The 15,354-nt window shown below is 37.7% G+C and carries 21 protein-coding genes and 1 pseudogene; 4 read left to right on the forward strand and 18 right to left on the reverse strand.

The genetic code is table 11. The features are described from left to right. Positions 1-46 precede the first annotated feature (46 nt). Entirely contained in the window at positions 47-1,267 is a 1,221-nt protein-coding gene (locus tag A6E03_RS08175) for a NupC/NupG family nucleoside CNT transporter (RefSeq protein ID WP_065600588.1), read from the forward strand. Positions 1,268-1,403: 136 nt separating this feature from the next. Here A6E03_RS08175 and A6E03_RS08180 read toward each other — a convergent pair whose 3' ends face one another. From A6E03_RS08180 to A6E03_RS08205, 6 genes and pseudogenes are all read right to left on the reverse strand, one after another. Next, complete coding sequence (locus A6E03_RS08180; protein ID WP_065600589.1) at positions 1,404-1,694, reverse strand: putative quinol monooxygenase; 291 nt, start codon at positions 1,692-1,694, stop codon at positions 1,404-1,406. Positions 1,695-1,769: 75 nt separating this feature from the next. Continuing rightward, the gene (locus A6E03_RS08185; RefSeq protein WP_065600590.1) at positions 1,770-2,081 is read right to left on the reverse strand and encodes a cupin domain-containing protein; all 312 of its coding nucleotides are present in this window, start codon (positions 2,079-2,081) and stop codon (positions 1,770-1,772) included. Positions 2,082-2,093: 12 nt separating this feature from the next. After that, entirely contained in the window at positions 2,094-2,750 is a 657-nt protein-coding gene (locus tag A6E03_RS08190) for a Qnr family pentapeptide repeat protein (protein WP_065600694.1), read from the reverse strand. 258 nt (positions 2,751-3,008) lie between these two features. Next, positions 3,009-3,383: a hypothetical protein gene (locus tag A6E03_RS08195; protein WP_065591145.1), complete on the reverse strand. Its 375-nt coding sequence runs from the start codon at positions 3,381-3,383 to the stop codon at positions 3,009-3,011. Positions 3,384-3,533: 150 nt separating this feature from the next. Next, entirely contained in the window at positions 3,534-4,145 is a 612-nt protein-coding gene (locus A6E03_RS08200; protein WP_065591146.1) for a sugar O-acetyltransferase, read from the reverse strand. 50 nt (positions 4,146-4,195) lie between these two features. Then, positions 4,196-4,372 (reverse strand): annotated as a pseudogene (locus tag A6E03_RS08205) (chlorhexidine efflux transporter); the annotation flags it as partial. 113 nt (positions 4,373-4,485) lie between these two features. Here A6E03_RS08205 and A6E03_RS08210 point away from each other — a divergent pair. After that, complete coding sequence (locus A6E03_RS08210; RefSeq protein WP_065591147.1) at positions 4,486-4,647, forward strand: CCGSCS motif protein; 162 nt, start codon at positions 4,486-4,488, stop codon at positions 4,645-4,647. A gap of 47 nt (positions 4,648-4,694) precedes the next feature. Here A6E03_RS08210 and A6E03_RS08215 read toward each other — a convergent pair whose 3' ends face one another. The 4 genes from A6E03_RS08215 to A6E03_RS08230 form a co-directional block, all read right to left on the reverse strand. Continuing rightward, positions 4,695-5,018 carry a DUF4144 family protein gene (locus tag A6E03_RS08215; RefSeq protein WP_065600591.1) on the reverse strand — a complete coding sequence of 108 codons (324 nt, stop codon included), beginning with the start codon at positions 5,016-5,018 and terminating at the stop codon, positions 4,695-4,697. Continuing rightward, positions 5,019-5,444 carry an NUDIX domain-containing protein gene (locus A6E03_RS08220; RefSeq protein ID WP_065600592.1) on the reverse strand — a complete coding sequence of 142 codons (426 nt, stop codon included), beginning with the start codon at positions 5,442-5,444 and terminating at the stop codon, positions 5,019-5,021. A 27-nt stretch (positions 5,445-5,471) separates the two neighbouring features. Beyond that, a complete protein-coding gene (locus tag A6E03_RS08225) occupies positions 5,472-6,020 on the reverse strand; it encodes a VRR-NUC domain-containing protein (RefSeq protein WP_369688357.1) in 549 nt (182 codons plus the stop codon). A 265-nt stretch (positions 6,021-6,285) separates the two neighbouring features. Next, entirely contained in the window at positions 6,286-7,629 is a 1,344-nt protein-coding gene (locus A6E03_RS08230; RefSeq protein ID WP_065591151.1) for an MATE family efflux transporter, read from the reverse strand. Between the two features lie 126 nt (positions 7,630-7,755). Between A6E03_RS08230 and A6E03_RS08235 the strand changes: the two genes are divergently transcribed. Together A6E03_RS08235 and A6E03_RS08240 are read left to right on the forward strand one after the other, a co-directional pair. Then, entirely contained in the window at positions 7,756-8,700 is a 945-nt protein-coding gene (locus A6E03_RS08235; RefSeq protein WP_065591152.1) for a LysR family transcriptional regulator, read from the forward strand. 101 nt (positions 8,701-8,801) lie between these two features. After that, on the forward strand, positions 8,802-10,412 hold the full coding sequence (locus tag A6E03_RS08240) for an NAD(P)/FAD-dependent oxidoreductase (RefSeq protein ID WP_065600593.1): 1,611 nt from the start codon (positions 8,802-8,804) through the stop codon (positions 10,410-10,412). Between the two features lie 62 nt (positions 10,413-10,474). Here the strand turns inward: A6E03_RS08240 and A6E03_RS08245 are convergent, their stop codons facing one another. The 8 genes from A6E03_RS08245 to A6E03_RS08280 form a co-directional block, all read right to left on the reverse strand. Next, positions 10,475-11,053 carry an HD domain-containing protein gene (locus A6E03_RS08245; RefSeq protein WP_369688359.1) on the reverse strand — a complete coding sequence of 193 codons (579 nt, stop codon included), beginning with the start codon at positions 11,051-11,053 and terminating at the stop codon, positions 10,475-10,477. 108 nt (positions 11,054-11,161) lie between these two features. Next, positions 11,162-11,428, reverse strand: a complete 267-nt coding sequence (locus A6E03_RS08250) for a hypothetical protein (RefSeq protein ID WP_065600595.1) — start codon at positions 11,426-11,428, stop codon at positions 11,162-11,164. Positions 11,429-11,449: 21 nt separating this feature from the next. Continuing rightward, a complete protein-coding gene (locus A6E03_RS08255; RefSeq protein ID WP_065600596.1) occupies positions 11,450-11,863 on the reverse strand; it encodes a GFA family protein in 414 nt (137 codons plus the stop codon). A gap of 63 nt (positions 11,864-11,926) precedes the next feature. Continuing rightward, positions 11,927-12,364, reverse strand: a complete 438-nt coding sequence (locus tag A6E03_RS08260; protein WP_065600597.1) for a PaaI family thioesterase — start codon at positions 12,362-12,364, stop codon at positions 11,927-11,929. 103 nt (positions 12,365-12,467) lie between these two features. Then, positions 12,468-13,160, reverse strand: coding sequence for a hypothetical protein (locus tag A6E03_RS08265; protein WP_065600598.1), 693 nt, complete (start codon positions 13,158-13,160; stop codon positions 12,468-12,470). A gap of 72 nt (positions 13,161-13,232) precedes the next feature. After that, on the reverse strand, positions 13,233-14,033 hold the full coding sequence (locus tag A6E03_RS08270) for a PhzF family phenazine biosynthesis protein (RefSeq protein ID WP_065600599.1): 801 nt from the start codon (positions 14,031-14,033) through the stop codon (positions 13,233-13,235). Positions 14,034-14,050: 17 nt separating this feature from the next. After that, positions 14,051-14,479: a DUF1090 domain-containing protein gene (locus A6E03_RS08275; protein WP_255310610.1), complete on the reverse strand. Its 429-nt coding sequence runs from the start codon at positions 14,477-14,479 to the stop codon at positions 14,051-14,053. Between the two features lie 191 nt (positions 14,480-14,670). Further along, positions 14,671-15,216: a sugar O-acetyltransferase gene (locus A6E03_RS08280; protein WP_065600600.1), complete on the reverse strand. Its 546-nt coding sequence runs from the start codon at positions 15,214-15,216 to the stop codon at positions 14,671-14,673. Positions 15,217-15,354 lie beyond the last annotated feature (138 nt).

The raw sequence follows: 15,354 nt of genomic DNA on the forward strand, positions 1-15,354 counted from the left end.
TAGAATACCCCCGCAATCATCAACTAAATACTATTGGAGTTTGACCTTGGACTTTTTGGTCAGTATTTTAGGCATTGTTTGCCTATTCGCGATTGCGTTTCTTTTTTCAGAAAACCGACAAGCCATCAAATGGCGCACTGTATTAGGCGCGTTCTTAATTCAGTTATTATTTGCCGGGTTCATCCTCTACGTGCCAATTGGCCAAACTATCCTAAATAGTATCTCTCTTGCTGTTTCAGACATTATTGCTTATGGACGTATAGGCACAGAATTCCTTTTTGGTGATTTAGCCCAATACAAACTAGGCTTTATTTTTGCCGTCAACGTTTTGCCTACCATCGTTTTCTTCTCAGCGCTAATCTCTGTTCTTTACTACTTAGGTATAATGGGATGGGTCATTAAAATTATTGGCGGCGGTTTACAGCGCTTCCTTGGCACAACTCGTACAGAATCAATGTCAGCAACCGCGAATATTTTTGTTGGCTCAGTTGAAGCACCGTTAGTTGTACGCCCCTTTCTTGCTAAAATGTCTCGTTCTGAATTGTTTGCCGTAATGGTGGGTGGTTTAGCATCCGTTGCGGGTGGCACAATGGTCGGTTACGCAGGTTTAGGTGTTGAATTACGTTACTTAATCGCAGCAAGCTTTATGTCTGCACCAGCAGGCCTAATGATGGCAAAACTCATTGTCCCTCAAACTGAAGACATTAACGAAACAGACCAATACGAAGATGATTGTGTTGATGATGCCCCTGTCAATATTATTGATGCGGCTTCTCAAGGTGCATTGAACGGTTTACAAATTGTATTTGCTGTTGGTGCCAGCTTATTAGCTATTATCAGTCTTATCGCTCTATTGAATGGCGGATTACATAAAATAGGAATGTTAGTTGGGTTTGAAAACTTAAGCTTAGATCTTATTTTTGGTTACCTATTTGCCCCTGTCGCCTGGTTAATCGGTGTGCCATGGTCAGAAGCAACGGTTGCTGCCAGTTTAATTGGTAAGAAAATCGCGATTAATGAATTCGTTGCTTTTGCTGACTTAATGACAGTTAAAGACCAATTGAGTGAACACTCTCAAGCTATTGTCACTTTTGCTTTATGCGGTTTTGCAAACTTAACCTCTATTGCCATGTTAATGGGGGGGTTAGGTGGTGTTGTACCAAGTCGTCGTCCTGATATTGCCCGTTTAGGCATGAAAGCCATCTTTGCTGCTACATTAGCAAACTTAATGAGTGCAACAGTTGCAGGTATCTTCCTTTCCTTCTAAGGGTTCGATACTGATAAATACATAAGATATAAAAAAGCCACTCATGATGATACGTGAGTGGCTTTTTCTTACTCATGACTTACTCGCTATACAATAAGCTTGCAGTCTCTAATAAATTATCAGTATTCAATCTCTATTAAAGCTTTGTCATACGATTAAGCACAAATAAGGCGACTGAGCCGTCTACTGCTTTTACATACTCAGCTATATGAGCGCTATCTAAATGGTCTTGTAAAAGCGCTTCGCTTTCCCATTGCTCATGGAACACAAATACACATGGGTTGTCGTTATCTTGATGTAAATCATACTGAATACAACCGACTTCTTTACGTGTCGGTTCAAGTAACTTAAGCATTTCTGCTTTAACAAATTCCGCTTTGCCTTCTTGTGCTTCAATTCTTGCAACAATCGTCAGTGTTTGAGTCATTATATTGGTTCCGTTCTATTAATAGAGAAGACAGAGTAAACGATTAAAAGCCCAAATGTAAGAATCTTCATTTACTCAATAGAAGACCGCTAACCAAATAGTGATGTTATCAGGGTCTGTTTTACTCACTTTATGTTTTTGATGTGCAGGGATAGTTAAGTAATCTCCCTTACATAATGTTTTCTCTGTTCCATCTTCAAATACTATCGTACCAAAACCTTCAAGTACTAAAACCCATTCATTCTCATCTTGATCATACCAACCAGATTCAGGAGAGCTTTGGCCTGACGATACGATTCTCTCTATACGCACAGAATGACTTGTCACTAAATCAGTAAATACCTCATTACTTAGCTCAGTAGGAAGGTTCGTAAACAAATTACTCATCACACTCTCCTATTAATCAGGTAAAACGACTAAACCCAGTGGTTCTAATAATTGCTCTTGTTGCCAACCACAAATTTTAACGCCCGTTAAATCAACCCTACGGGGGTCCAAGCCTTCTAATTCACAATGGCATAAATTAGCATCTTGCATTCTAAATTGCCCCCACGCATCTTCAGAGAAAGAACCACGGGAAAGATCAGAACCTTTTAATGAGGTTCCTTGTAGATTGGCGCCATTCCATTTATTTTCAAACAAATCACATTTTTCAATACATAAACGTTCAAAGTTCGCATAAGACAAGTTACAACCAGTGATGTAAACAGAACAAAAATACATTTGGTGGCTTATTTGATTTACAAAGTTTGCTTGGACAAAATTCGCGCCTTTTAAATCACAATCTCTAAACTCTGCTCCAAATCCATTTGCGCCTTTAAAATTAGACATTGTTAAACGGCAACTTTTAAAAGAAGCATCTCGTAAATCACTGTAATCAAAATGACAACCTTCAATGGCACCTTGCTCAATAAAAGAACAATCTATAAATCTAGCGTCTCTTAAATTTGCTCGACTAAAATTACAGCAATAAAACTTACATCCTTCATAATAGGACTCACTCAAATCTTGATGTGAGAAATCTACTTTTTCAAATACTTCATTGTAGGTCGCCATATCTTGTCCTCTGAATTTATCTAGGGAAAGATTACCAGTATCCATTACAAATACCAATAATTATAAACTCATAAAAAACAAAAACTTAAAGGCATAATAAAGACGAGTTTTAAGACGTAAAACAGAACCTGTGGTGAATAAAAGTAAAACAAAGAACCCTGGATAAGAAAAACGGTTACTTGGGCAAGGAGGGCTTAAAAAGGACGACACGAGCCTCCTCCTATAGGTTAACATTCACAACACCAGTATTTAAATGCGCTATATGAATATTTTACTTTTCATACGAATAAAGGCAGAGACCTCTTTGCTACGAGGGAGGTTTAACCTCATTACATTATCACAGCATCGCATTAATATTTGATGAGCTTTATCTTCTAATTCTTCATTATTATCTAGCGCAGAAAATGAAATGCATGAATCCATTTTATAACCGTATTGTAAAAATTCAGAAGACTCGGTTGAATTAAAAATAACATCTTCACAGGCTTTCGCTTGGCTATCAACGATCCATTTCTTTAATAAAAGAGTCTGAGCGGCATTACTCAATGTTATTGTGCTGATAAAATCTTGCTGATTAAAGTAAAGATCAATGGCCCTATTTAATTGGTGCAATGCAATCGCTACATTATCCATGTGTTACCTCCTTGTTTGTTTGATAATCTTACTCAAATTTCAAAAATAAATTTTCCATTAAGAGTTTAGATAACTTTATAAACACAAAATGCTATCACGATCACTATTACCTTCATTTGTTCAAAAAAAGAACAATTGTTAATTCTATCTTTAATTATGTGCGTCAAACAATGGCAACCACATTTCATCTAATTCTTCATTTGTCGGCATTTTACTATGAGAAATTGACTTAATTACACGACAAGGATTACCAACAGCAACACAATCAGAAGGAATATCTTTCGTTACTATACTTCCTGCACCAATAATACTTCTATCCCCTATTGTTACACCATCAAGAATAACACTGTTGGCACCAATCCATACGTTATCACCAATAACAATAGGATTACCTGTAGCAATAGGAAGCACTCGCTCAGCAAGATCAAAAGGATGCCCGGCAGTGCTAATAACCACATTTGGCCCAATTTGAACGTATTCACCGATAGTTACGGTAGCAAGGTCAAGAATAGTGACACCTGTATTTAAAAAACCGCCTTGTTTAAAGCGAATGTTTTTCCCCATATCACAATAAAAAGGAGGAATGATGGTAACTCCTTTATTACTTCCAAAGAGATCATCCAATAATTCTTGTCTAAGTACACTTTGCGACGGGCGACTATGATTAAAATCATAGAGTTTTTCTTTTACTTGGTTTTGAAGATCCATCAATTCACGATCAATAGGGATATGCACACTAAAATCTGACAATTTATGACTCATTCTCACTCCTTGTTAAACGAGACTCCCTATTTAAATCCAACCAAATAAAACTATATTGTTACGTTCTCATTCTTTAACTGAGTTTTATGCTGTATAGGGAAAGCTTTATCATAAGCCAAGTTATAGATATAAGCATAAAACAGATAAAACACAACGAGACCAATATCTAAAATAAAGGCTTCAACTAGGCTGATATTTAAGAACCACGCCATTCCAGGAATAGTTAGATACCATCTAAATATCAGATGGGTTAAGAGTGATAAGAATGTACTCTTGACTAATCAACAAATAATTAATAAGACGCATATTAAATGCACCTTATTAACCATCAGGAGTTCTTATGACATTTTCACTTAAAAAGATTTTCAAAAAAGAAGAAACCAACAAAGAAACAAAAGCGGTAATTCAACAGCAAGCGTCAACTAAAAGCACTGAAGACGCTAAAGCAGAACAAAAAGGAAAACACGGTGAACCAGGGGTTTGTTGCGGTTCATGCTCATAATGTTTTCATATAAAACCTCGAGATACCCTCATACCTCGAGGTTTACATCATTCTTTAACAGAATTAATGGCCTCTTTTATTGAATCAATACCCACTTTAGCAGCACAACATAAACCTAATGAAGACTGATGTGCTTTAATAAGATCAAGTAAAGCGTCCACCGCTATCGTTTTATTGCTATTAATAACCTTCGTCGAATTATTACTTGGATCATTCAAGCTAAATATCGTACCAGTAGAATCAATCAATATATCTTTATCCTGATACCCTAAATAATGTAATTCAGATTCTATTTCCCATTTCTTTTCATCAGAGATGTAATCAAGTTCAGGATCACCATCAAATTTCACTATTGCTGGCCAAATTACCATTTATACCTCACTAGTTTCTTCTTTACCGATTAATTGATTTTCTTCTTCAAGCCAATCCATAGTAACTAATGTCGCTAGTGAACATAACGCTTTCTCAGACAAGTTTAAAAATTTAGCTTCTTCAATTTCTGCATCAGGGGCTAGTTCTCCTTCATATTCTGAAAAATAGCACGTCAATTGAACAGATACTCCCTTGTCTTTCCCATCGGCTTGGGCGGTAAACGTATTTGCATATTTGATGGTATCAACGTTTAAATCAACGGATAGCTCTTCTTTTATCTCTCGAACCAAAGCCTCCTCATCAGTTTCACCTGATTCCCGTTTTCCACCAGGAAGATAAAACAAGGCTTTCCCCTTAGAACGCACAGTAAGTAACTTTCCATCTTCTAGGTAAATCCAAGCTAATTTATCTATTATCTTATTCATTGTTACCCCTATATCAGTCACTTTGTCTTACACTCCTAATGGGTTAGGAAATTGAACCACCTTAATATCATAACTCTTCGGAACATAATTGCAGTCCTCTTCTGCCAGGTAGGCGACTTCAACCTCACACTCCAAGACTGATTTAATGTTGGATAAACAAATTAACTCTGCATCCGAAAGGTATTCATTCTCTTTTTTTACCACAACAAACAATATGGCGCCATCAGGTCGGTATAAGAATAAATCAGGCTCTCCTGACGTTAACCCTGTTCGTAATCCTTTAAAAAGAGATAATTTATTCGGGTTTATATATTGGGCGAGTAAAATTCGCCCTTCTGTATACATCGGGTTATCCACCTCCCTATTACCTAATGCATAAAACGGAGTGCCTAACCACCCTTTCTTCATATATTGAGATAAAGCGAAGTATGAACCAAAATATTCATCACGCTGAGCATCTATTTCTATAGGGACAGAGACTTCAGAAGGCAGCCAAGTATTTGCACCTTTTTTCCAATCTTCAAACAATGGTTGAGAATACGTAAATACCGTTTCTTGAATCGTGTGAATCATCATAAATTCCTTTTATAAACACAGATTAGACGCGTGGGCGAATAGTGGTCTGCAACATTCTATTCTGTCCATTATAATCCCCTATTAATTCTGTGTGTATGAAGACTTAATGAATTTGTGATGTCAGCTATAGAGAGTGTGAAAGATGTGAGTATGCAACTAAAACAACATATTAGAGTGAATAATATAAATAAAAAAAGCATTCAACATATTTAACTGTTAAATGCTTAAATGCTTAAATGAAATTTATTATCTTTTACGATGTGTTTTAATTCAACGAATGACTGCCTATATGATTATAGCGACGTATGGCCACCATTAGATGAATCAATAACAATATGCCAGTTACACCTAATCCGACCCCAATACCGGCCCAAATTCCAGCCAATCCAAACAATGGCATTAAGAACCATGCCGCGGGTAAACCAAACACCCAATAACCTATTGCCGTCATAACTGTTGGCATTGAGACAATTTTCATTCCACGCAATAAGTTAATCGCAAGCAATTGCCATGCATCTACAATGAAACACAAGGCGACAACCCAAATAACAGACGACAGTAATTCAGACATATTATTACTTCCATCATCCAATAAGAACAAGTTTGCCACCGCTTCTGGCCAGATAATGAAAAGAGCAGATAAAAATACACTTAATACCGTGACCAACATAAAACTGTGCAACGAAGTGCGTTTTATTCCTTCATAATTCTCAGAACCAAAATCACGCCCCACTAAAATGGCAGAGGCTTGTGAGAAACCAAAGTTAAAATTCCATGTAAAACTTAAACACTGTAATAGGATTTGATGTAACGCTAAAGAAGCAATACTTATTGTTCCTGCCATTAGAGTGCCACCGTAAATTAAGCCATGTTCAAGTAATGCAGCTACCGCAATAGGTAATCCCATCACGAGCAAGGGGCTCATTAACTTCAATGAATATTCGTCAAGATGTAACCAAGGGGAAAACGGCTGATACTCTGCTTGCTTAAATACCCATAAACCGTACCCAATCATCACTATAAACGCCGCAATTGCCGTTCCTAATCCTAAACCGGTAAGACCCATATCAAATTGAAAGGTTAATACATAACTGATAGGTACATTAAGAATCACGGTAATCACTGACATCACCATAATCGACCTCACATTGCCCAATGCACTGGTTAAGCCTCGCAGCACAAGTAATATGAGTGATGGAAACATAACCCATTTTAAAGCGTGAACGTATTCCATCGCCAAAGTGATCATTTCTTCTGGTTGATTTGCCGCCCTTAATACTAATGGGGCATACGAAAAAAGAAACATAAGAACAACGCTTAATAACACAGACAATAATACGGCCCCTTTAACCGCTAAACGGATCTGCTGGTTACCATAATCAGGTCTTGCCAAGCGCTGCCCATAAGCAATCGCAATTAAATTGGCGACACAACCAACCGTGCTGCTGCCAATAATAAAAATGAAAAAGTAGATAGAGGCACCCAAACCACCGCCAGCCAATGCGGAAACATTTAACCGCGACATCATCCATACATCAGTCAATACCAAAGCCATAGAAATAAGTTGTGAGATGATGAGAGGGAATGCTAATGAGAGTATTTTTTTCATAAAGGTGAACGTTCTTATAATTATATCGCGACATTATTGATTAGGGCCAAAGTTAAAGTGTAAAGCGCTAGTATTCAATTGATATATCCGCCACACTGACATTCCAAAAACTCATGCGAAGAGATTATGACTCCTTATCCTAATTTACCTTACTCACATAACGGCCTAAAAGCCTTTGAATCCGTAGCGCGCCTAATGAGCTTCACCTCAGCAGCAAACGAACTTAATGTGACACAAAGTGCGGTAAGTCGGCAGGTAAAACAGCTTGAGGATGATCTCAACGCATCCTTAATTATACGTAAACATCGAGCCATCGAACTGACTTTACAAGGGTTAGACCTTTATCATGCGTTACAAGGTAACTATTCCACGTTAGAATCAATCATTTCATCTTGGCAAGAACCAAAACAGAAACGAATCGTTATTAAAGCAACGCTCAGCTTTGCGACTCGTATACTCATCCCTAAGGTTCGAGAGCTTAATGAACGTTACCCTGATTACGAAATCGTTATCATCCCTTCTTTGGAAGAAGATGAATGCCTAAATAACCCAGACTATGACCTGTTGATCTTTCACTCTCGTTTAAAAGATTATTATGACAACAGACCAAATATGTTTCTTCTCCGAGAAGAGTTTATGGCTCCCGTTTGTGCCGCCAGTATCGTAACGGAACACACAAATGTGGATTCGATATTAACCATGCCACGACTGCACCCAACCTTGGACCATCATGATTGGAAAATGTGGCTAGCAGATATGGCAAGTTCCCCATATCAACAAATAAGAAATACCAGCTTTCTTTCATTAGATTTAGCGTTGAGTGCCTGTTTATCAGGACAAGGCGCTACCGTAACGGATCTCTTACTCATACTTCAAGAGTTGGACAGAGGTTTCTTTTATTGCCCTGAAAATGCAAAAATACAGCACAGCGCATGGACATATTTCGGACACCAACGCACCCATTCAGCCGTAATTGATGATCTAATCGAATGGTTAAAAGTGAGTTCAGAAAATGAAATAAACTTATTGAAAAAATTAGCAAAAAAATATCATTGGCACGGTGTGATATGAAATGAGTATTTTTGCCGTTTTTAAGCGGTAATATTGATTACATTTTTGAGATAGATCACGTAAACTACGCGCTTATTTTCATGCCAACTATCAGGTGAATTATGATACGTATCAACCAAGTTAAATTACCGCTGGATCACAGTGAAGACGAACTGAAAAATACAGTTTTAAGTACACTGTCTATTACTGAAGAGCAGCTGGTTGATATCCATGTATTTAAACGTGGCTATGACGCACGTAAAAAGAATCAAATTTTCTTAATCTACACGCTAGATATTACCCTACAAGACGTGAATGAAGAGCAGCTACTAGGCAACGTTGAAGACAACCATAACATTCGTGTTTCACCTGACACAGAATACAAATACGTTGCCACTGCTCCTGCTGATTTAACTGAGCGCCCTATTGTTATTGGTATGGGCCCATGTGGTTTATTTGTTGCACTTATCTTAGCGCAAATGGGATTCAAACCAATCGTATTAGAACGTGGCAAATCAGTACACGAACGTGCAAAAGATACCTTCCGTTTTTGGCGTACCAGTGAATTAAACACAGAATCAAACGTTCAGTTTGGTGAAGGCGGCGCAGGCACTTTCTCTGATGGCAAGCTATACAGCCAAGTGAAAGATCCAGGTTTCCTAGGACTTAAAGTAAAAACAGAATTTGTTGCAGCCGGTGCACCTGCTGAAATCATTTATGTAAGTAAGCCTCATATCGGTACTTATAAATTAGTGACCATGGTTTCACAAATGCGTAGCAAGATCATTGAGCTGGGTGGAGACATTCGCTTTGAAAGCCGCGTTGATGAAATCAATATCGAAGACGGGCAAGTAACGGGCGTGACACTAAACGGTGGCGAAGTCATCAATAGTAAACACGTTGTTGCAGCTATCGGCCACAGTGCACGTGATACATTCCAAATGTTGCATGATAAAGGCGTACACATGGAAGCTCAATCATTCTCGATTGGTTTCCGTGTTGAACACAAACAAGAAATGATTGACCAAGCACGCTTTGGAAAAAATGCAGGTCACCCACTTCTAGGCGCTGCCGATTATAAACTCGTGCATCACTGTAAAAATGGCCGTTCTGTATACAGCTTCTGTATGTGTCCGGGTGGTGTTGTTGTTGCCGCTACGTCAGAAGAACATGCTGTAGTAACTAACGGCATGAGTCAATATTCACGTAGTGAGCGTAATGCAAACAGTGCTATCGTTGTTGGTATCTCACCTGAAGACTTTAATAACGATCCGCTGCAAGGTATTGCACTTCAGCGTCAATTAGAGCGTAATGCGTATGTTATGGGTGGCAGCAATTATGATGCTCCTGCTCAAATGGTGGGTGATTTCTTAGCCGCAGGCAAAGGTAAACCATTTGAAAACGTTGAACCATCTTATAAGCCTAACGTGAAGATGACGGATCTTAGTGATGCATTACCAGACTTTGCGATTGAAGCAATCCGCGAAGCTCTACCTGCATTTGCTAAGAAAATCCGTGGTTTTGACAGTAAAGATGCCATGCTAACTGGTGTTGAGACACGTACTTCATCTCCAGTGCAAATTAAACGTGGTAAAGATTTCCAAAGCATCAACACTAAGGGATTATACCCAGGTGGTGAAGGTGCGGGTTATGCGGGTGGTATTTTATCTGCTGGTATCGATGGAATTAAGATCGCTGAAGCGGTTGCCCTAGATATGCTAAAAAACGCATAATGTGATCAAGCTAAAAATGGTATAGAGATATACTGTTTTTAGCTCACTCTTTATCTTATCGATTAGATTTCTGATTCTAGTTGCATTAAAAATGCGCGCATCACTAAAGTACGTTTATCCGCTTCTCTGACTGCCGACTTGGTTTTCATCGAGCCTGATAACGTCAATAGCTTCGTATAAAAATGATCGATAGTATAAAGCCCATCGGTTGGTGTTCTCTCATGACAAAATGGGTCATCAAAAGAATACAAAGGGCGATCTAACTTAGCACTCACTTGAATACACCTTGCAATACCAATGGCCCCTAATGCATCCAATCGATCAGCATCTTGAATTATCTGAGCTTCTACTGTCTGTGTTTCAATATTCGCACTAAAACTGTGAGCAATAATCGCGTGATGAATACCTTCTAAATACTCAGTGGGATAATTTAGACGGTTCAAAAACACAATGGCTTTATCTGCGGCAAACAATGAGCTTTGTGCGCGGTTTGGATGATTCTTCTCAAACGAAAAACAATCATGTAAATACGCGGCAGGGATCACCACTTCTTTTATCGCTTTTTCTTCTTCACAAAGTATTTTTGCTGTATTCACTACTCGCATAACATGATTAATATCATGAGCGAGATCTTGCGCCATTTCAGCCTTAATAAAGGTCAGTAAAGTATTCTCTATCTCTTCCGTTACCGTCACTCTTTCATCCTTGTAAAATCCAATCCCATTCCTAATTTATCGTTGTGCTCGTGCTTAAACAAAGAAAATCAATAAACCACCACCAAGTATAATAATCGTGTAATGCTGTGTACCACTTGAAAAATGAGTAAGTAATGAAAAATACACAAATGAAACGCAAAGGGTTATCGCGCCACCAATCAAACTCATAATAAAAGACGCACCCGACATTAACCCCATTAATATCAGAGGAATACTATAGAGAAATGTCGGCGGATAAGGGGATCTCTTTACACCATGTAGAGTTAATGCGGCAAACAGAAAAATCAACTTAAATAACACATGAGCTCCTAATCTTTATTATTAACGTTGTTTATCAAACGTCACCATTCCCTTAGGAATTTTGACCCAACTCAATTTTTCAGAAACCCAAATATGCATACTCGGCTCAAAAATACGATCATCTTTCACATCAACAGGTTTTAATTTCAGCTTTATGGTTGTTAAATCATCAGGATTATATTGATAGACTCGATTTCCACACGTTGAACAAAACTTCGCGCTATTTTGATTTCCACTATCAGCTAATCGGCTCCACTCAGTTAACTCACCATCAAATTGAATCGCCTCAGTTGCAATAATAGCGGTGACACTGAATGGCGCTGTCGATAATTTTTGGCATTCCTTACAATGACAAGCAATCACCATTTTTGGTGCTGCACATAATTTATAAGTTACTTGCCCACATTGACAAGAGCCTACAATTGGATACGTCATATCATTCCCTCTTTAAAACAATAAAAATCATTAATACTAACAATAGGCTATCATTAAATACCGTCATTTTCCTCGATAAATCATACAAGTTGCGGTCGCATGTGCATATAAATTCCCTTTTTCGTCTTTTAAACTTCCTTCTGATATTCCCAAAGAATAACCAGATTGAATCACTCGGCTTTCTGCAATCAATAACGTGTTTTTAGGGATAGCTCTTAGCATCTTTACATGCAAATCAATCGTTCCATACCCAATATTCGGTTCTAATGTCGTATGAACAGCGCAACCTGTCACTAAATCCATCACCGTTGCAAAAAATCCACCATGTACGCCACCAAGTGGATTTAAGTGCCGTTCGTCAGCCATCGCTTCAAACACCACATGGCCATATTCTGCTGAGATAATTTTCATCGGAACAACATCAGCCATTGATGGATGAGGAAAATCCCCCGTCACCATTGCCTGCATTAATTCTAAGCCTGATAGCGTTTCAGTGAGCATCACATTTCCTTATGTATTTTATTAGTATTGTTATCTACATTAATAAAAATACCGCTTAAATAAGGGAACGCTATTGTTCCTTAGTCATAGTGTGAGCCAGACACTATCTGGACTGACCACCTCTTAGACTAGCTCCTTCAAATTGTCTCTCCATCTTTAACTCTGCAGATACTTTAGTAACACGAACTGAAATCGCAATACAGATCAAATAAGGGCTCAAATACCAAAATAACTCTTCTAATGGGTGTTTCTTTGTTTCTAACACCGTACTTTCGTAAACATATTTTTGAGTCTGATAATTATCAAACATGCCTTGCAACCACATGACATCCGAATCGATCAAATCAGAACTAAATGTAATTTTTGGCAAACTATCAAACGTCACATTGGGTAATTCATTAAAATTTATTGATTGTAAATAGCGCGCAGATTCAGAAAGCCATAAGCAAGATTGTTGCGATGCAATCCCCTCATCGACTCTTGCATCATTCGCACATAAGAAACTGTTTAATTGATTCACGGTATAATCATTTATCGATTCTAGACTTAACACCGCTCGTGTATGTTCTGTATCTGCCCAATCACTCGCTACTCTTGATCTGACTTCAGAAACCGTCCCCATCAAACCAATACCAGCAACAATAGGCCAAAGATAATCAATTTTTTTCCATTGTATTTTAGACAAATTTTTACCGCACCAAAGCGGAATATGAAGAAAGCCAGTAAGTAATAACGTCATAAAGAAAAAGAAGGTCGAATTAGAGAGAATAATCTCACTACTAAAAAAGCTGTCCATAACTACCTATTTAAAAAAAGAAATACAAAGATGAAGCCATTAACCTTACCCCTTTTTATTTATAAATGACGCCTATATTTTCAGTTTACCTTTTATTGTTGTTACCGCAGAACCTATCAACTTAATTCGACCCGTTGATAATAATTCAGTACTTATATAGCCACCACGAGATGAAGCCTGATAACCATTCAAGAACGATTTCGTTAATTTCTTTGCCCAATACACGGTTAAAGCACAATGCGCAGACCCCGTAACAGGGTCTTCATTAATCCCTACCCACGGAGCAAAGTAGCGAGAAACAAAATCCAATTCATCAGATAATGATTCCGCAGTAACAAGCACACCACGACCAGTCAGTTTCTTTAATCCATCAAAATTAGGCGAAAGATTACGTAGTGCTACTTCACTTTTAATTTCAATAAAATCTTTAGTATCGAATTGACCAAATGATACGACGTCTTTTTCTTCAATACCTAAATGTAGAAGCAATTCTTTCTTTTTACTATCAGTAAATGTCAGCTCGGTCGAAGGAAAATCGAGTGCTATGCTTGAGTCTTGTAATTTTGCTGACAACACTCCTGATAAGGTATTAAAGATAATGGTGTCATCAATACTCGCTATTCCTATTTCTTTTAATATATGCGCAACAGCCAAGGTTCCATGACCGCATAAAGCCACTTCCACTTCTGGAGTAAACCACCTTAACCTCATATCAAAAAGAGAAAGAAATGCCGTTTCTGAAACCCCCATTTCCTCAGCAATCGACAACATAAGCGCTTCTGTTAATCCATGCTCTGTAATACATACACCAGCAGGATTTCCTTTAAACGCTTCTGTAGTGAATGAATCCACTTGAAAGATATCTACATCCATTATCCGACCTCTGATTTTTATTTAATTCTCATCAATTCTTTTTTAAGCTTTTCTATCTCTTGCTCTTTTTCTTTAATCTTACGTTGATATTTATCTACTTTATCTGCTTTTTGATCTTGCTTCGCTTCAATCAAATCTGAATGGTCTTCCGCAATTTCCTCATTCAGTTCTTCAATCTCTTCTTTTAAATCGTCTTTAATGTTCTCATCAGTACAATAGGTATTCACTTCTTCAAGCGCAATATTTAATCCTTTTAATTGGTGTTCATTTCCATTCTCTTTAGCAAAAGAGATCTGTTTTTCAATTTCACAACTTTTCTGATCACAACCAACGTTAGCACTGCAATCCGTAAGAGATGCCGTTTGTGCCATTACCGTTCCTGAAAAAAAGGCACTATAACTCATTGTAGAAACTAAAAGTAAGCGTAATGTTTTTTGTCTCATCATCATTATCCTAATATTTATAATTCCATTAATTTACATCATATGGGTTCTACTTATGTGAAATATAGGTAAGAGTTTAAAACTATGACAAAATTCTCACTCATAATGTGACGTAGTATCATTTTGTTCTAAATAAAAAAAACACCCAACAACCTAAGGTCCCTGGGTGTAATAAATACGGTATTTTTTGTTATTTAAATGGATTTAATCACTCGGCAAGGGTTTCCAACCGCAACGCTGTTATCGGGTATATCACGATTGACAACACTGCCAGCCCCAATCACACAATTATTACCTATCTTCACACCGGGTAAGATAGAGACATTGCCACCTACCCATACATCATTACCGATAGAAATACTCACACCATATTCTGTTTTTTGGCGCTCAATCGGGTCTAAAGGATGAGTACCCGTTGAGATCATTACATGCGGACCAAATAACACGTTATTACCAATCGTCACTTTGCATACATCAACAATCGTCAGGTTATGATTTGAGTAAAAGTTGCTGCCAATTTCAATATTATAGCCATAGTCACAAAAAAAGTTAGGTTCCATGTGAGCTTGGTCTTTAATACATAAAAGCCCTTTTAGAATAGCCATTCTTTCATTTAGTTGAGTTGGATCTGCTAGGTTAAATTCATGGCAAACTGCCTTCGCATTCATGCGATCATTTAATAGTGTTTTATCCCAAGCATCGTACGGAAGGCCAGATAGCATCTTTTCTTTTTCAGTCATTTAAAATTCCAGAAAGTTTAATAAAAACAGTTATCTTAGAATTATACTCAACATCAAAAGCACGGAACGTGACACACGCTTATTAATCTGATTATTTTACTTTGGCATCACTTAGTACGAAACAGGCAATGCGATAAT

This window comes from Aliivibrio sp. 1S128 (genome assembly GCF_001691065.1).
Lineage (GTDB): Bacteria > Pseudomonadota > Gammaproteobacteria > Enterobacterales > Vibrionaceae > Aliivibrio.

Bases quoted from the DNA above. Each gene is read 5' to 3' on its own strand.
- A6E03_RS08185 (WP_065600590.1), bottom strand. From the start codon at position 2,081: ATGAGTAATTTGTTTACGAACCTTCCTACTGAGCTAAGTAATGAGGTA.
- A6E03_RS08265 (WP_065600598.1), bottom strand. From the start codon at position 13,160: ATGGACAGCTTTTTTAGTAGTGAGATTATTCTCTCTAATTCGACCTTC.
- A6E03_RS08275 (WP_255310610.1), bottom strand. From the start codon at position 14,479: ATGATGAGACAAAAAACATTACGCTTACTTTTAGTTTCTACAATGAGT.
- A6E03_RS08225 (WP_369688357.1), bottom strand. From the start codon at position 6,020: ATGATGATTCACACGATTCAAGAAACGGTATTTACGTATTCTCAACCA.
- A6E03_RS08260 (WP_065600597.1), bottom strand. From the start codon at position 12,364: ATGCTCACTGAAACGCTATCAGGCTTAGAATTAATGCAGGCAATGGTG.
- A6E03_RS08245 (WP_369688359.1), bottom strand. From the start codon at position 11,053: ATGGCGCAAGATCTCGCTCATGATATTAATCATGTTATGCGAGTAGTG.
- A6E03_RS08195 (WP_065591145.1), bottom strand. From the start codon at position 3,383: ATGGATAATGTAGCGATTGCATTGCACCAATTAAATAGGGCCATTGAT.
- A6E03_RS08230 (WP_065591151.1), bottom strand. From the start codon at position 7,629: ATGAAAAAAATACTCTCATTAGCATTCCCTCTCATCATCTCACAACTT.
- A6E03_RS08240 (WP_065600593.1), top strand. From the start codon at position 8,802: ATGATACGTATCAACCAAGTTAAATTACCGCTGGATCACAGTGAAGAC.
- A6E03_RS08270 (WP_065600599.1), bottom strand. From the start codon at position 14,033: ATGGATGTAGATATCTTTCAAGTGGATTCATTCACTACAGAAGCGTTT.
- A6E03_RS08280 (WP_065600600.1), bottom strand. From the start codon at position 15,216: ATGACTGAAAAAGAAAAGATGCTATCTGGCCTTCCGTACGATGCTTGG.
- A6E03_RS08235 (WP_065591152.1), top strand. From the start codon at position 7,756: ATGACTCCTTATCCTAATTTACCTTACTCACATAACGGCCTAAAAGCC.
- A6E03_RS08200 (WP_065591146.1), bottom strand. From the start codon at position 4,145: ATGAGTCATAAATTGTCAGATTTTAGTGTGCATATCCCTATTGATCGT.
- A6E03_RS08190 (WP_065600694.1), bottom strand. From the start codon at position 2,750: ATGGCGACCTACAATGAAGTATTTGAAAAAGTAGATTTCTCACATCAA.
- A6E03_RS08210 (WP_065591147.1), top strand. From the start codon at position 4,486: ATGACATTTTCACTTAAAAAGATTTTCAAAAAAGAAGAAACCAACAAA.
- A6E03_RS08255 (WP_065600596.1), bottom strand. From the start codon at position 11,863: ATGACGTATCCAATTGTAGGCTCTTGTCAATGTGGGCAAGTAACTTAT.
- A6E03_RS08215 (WP_065600591.1), bottom strand. From the start codon at position 5,018: ATGGTAATTTGGCCAGCAATAGTGAAATTTGATGGTGATCCTGAACTT.
- A6E03_RS08180 (WP_065600589.1), bottom strand. From the start codon at position 1,694: ATGACTCAAACACTGACGATTGTTGCAAGAATTGAAGCACAAGAAGGC.
- A6E03_RS08220 (WP_065600592.1), bottom strand. From the start codon at position 5,444: ATGAATAAGATAATAGATAAATTAGCTTGGATTTACCTAGAAGATGGA.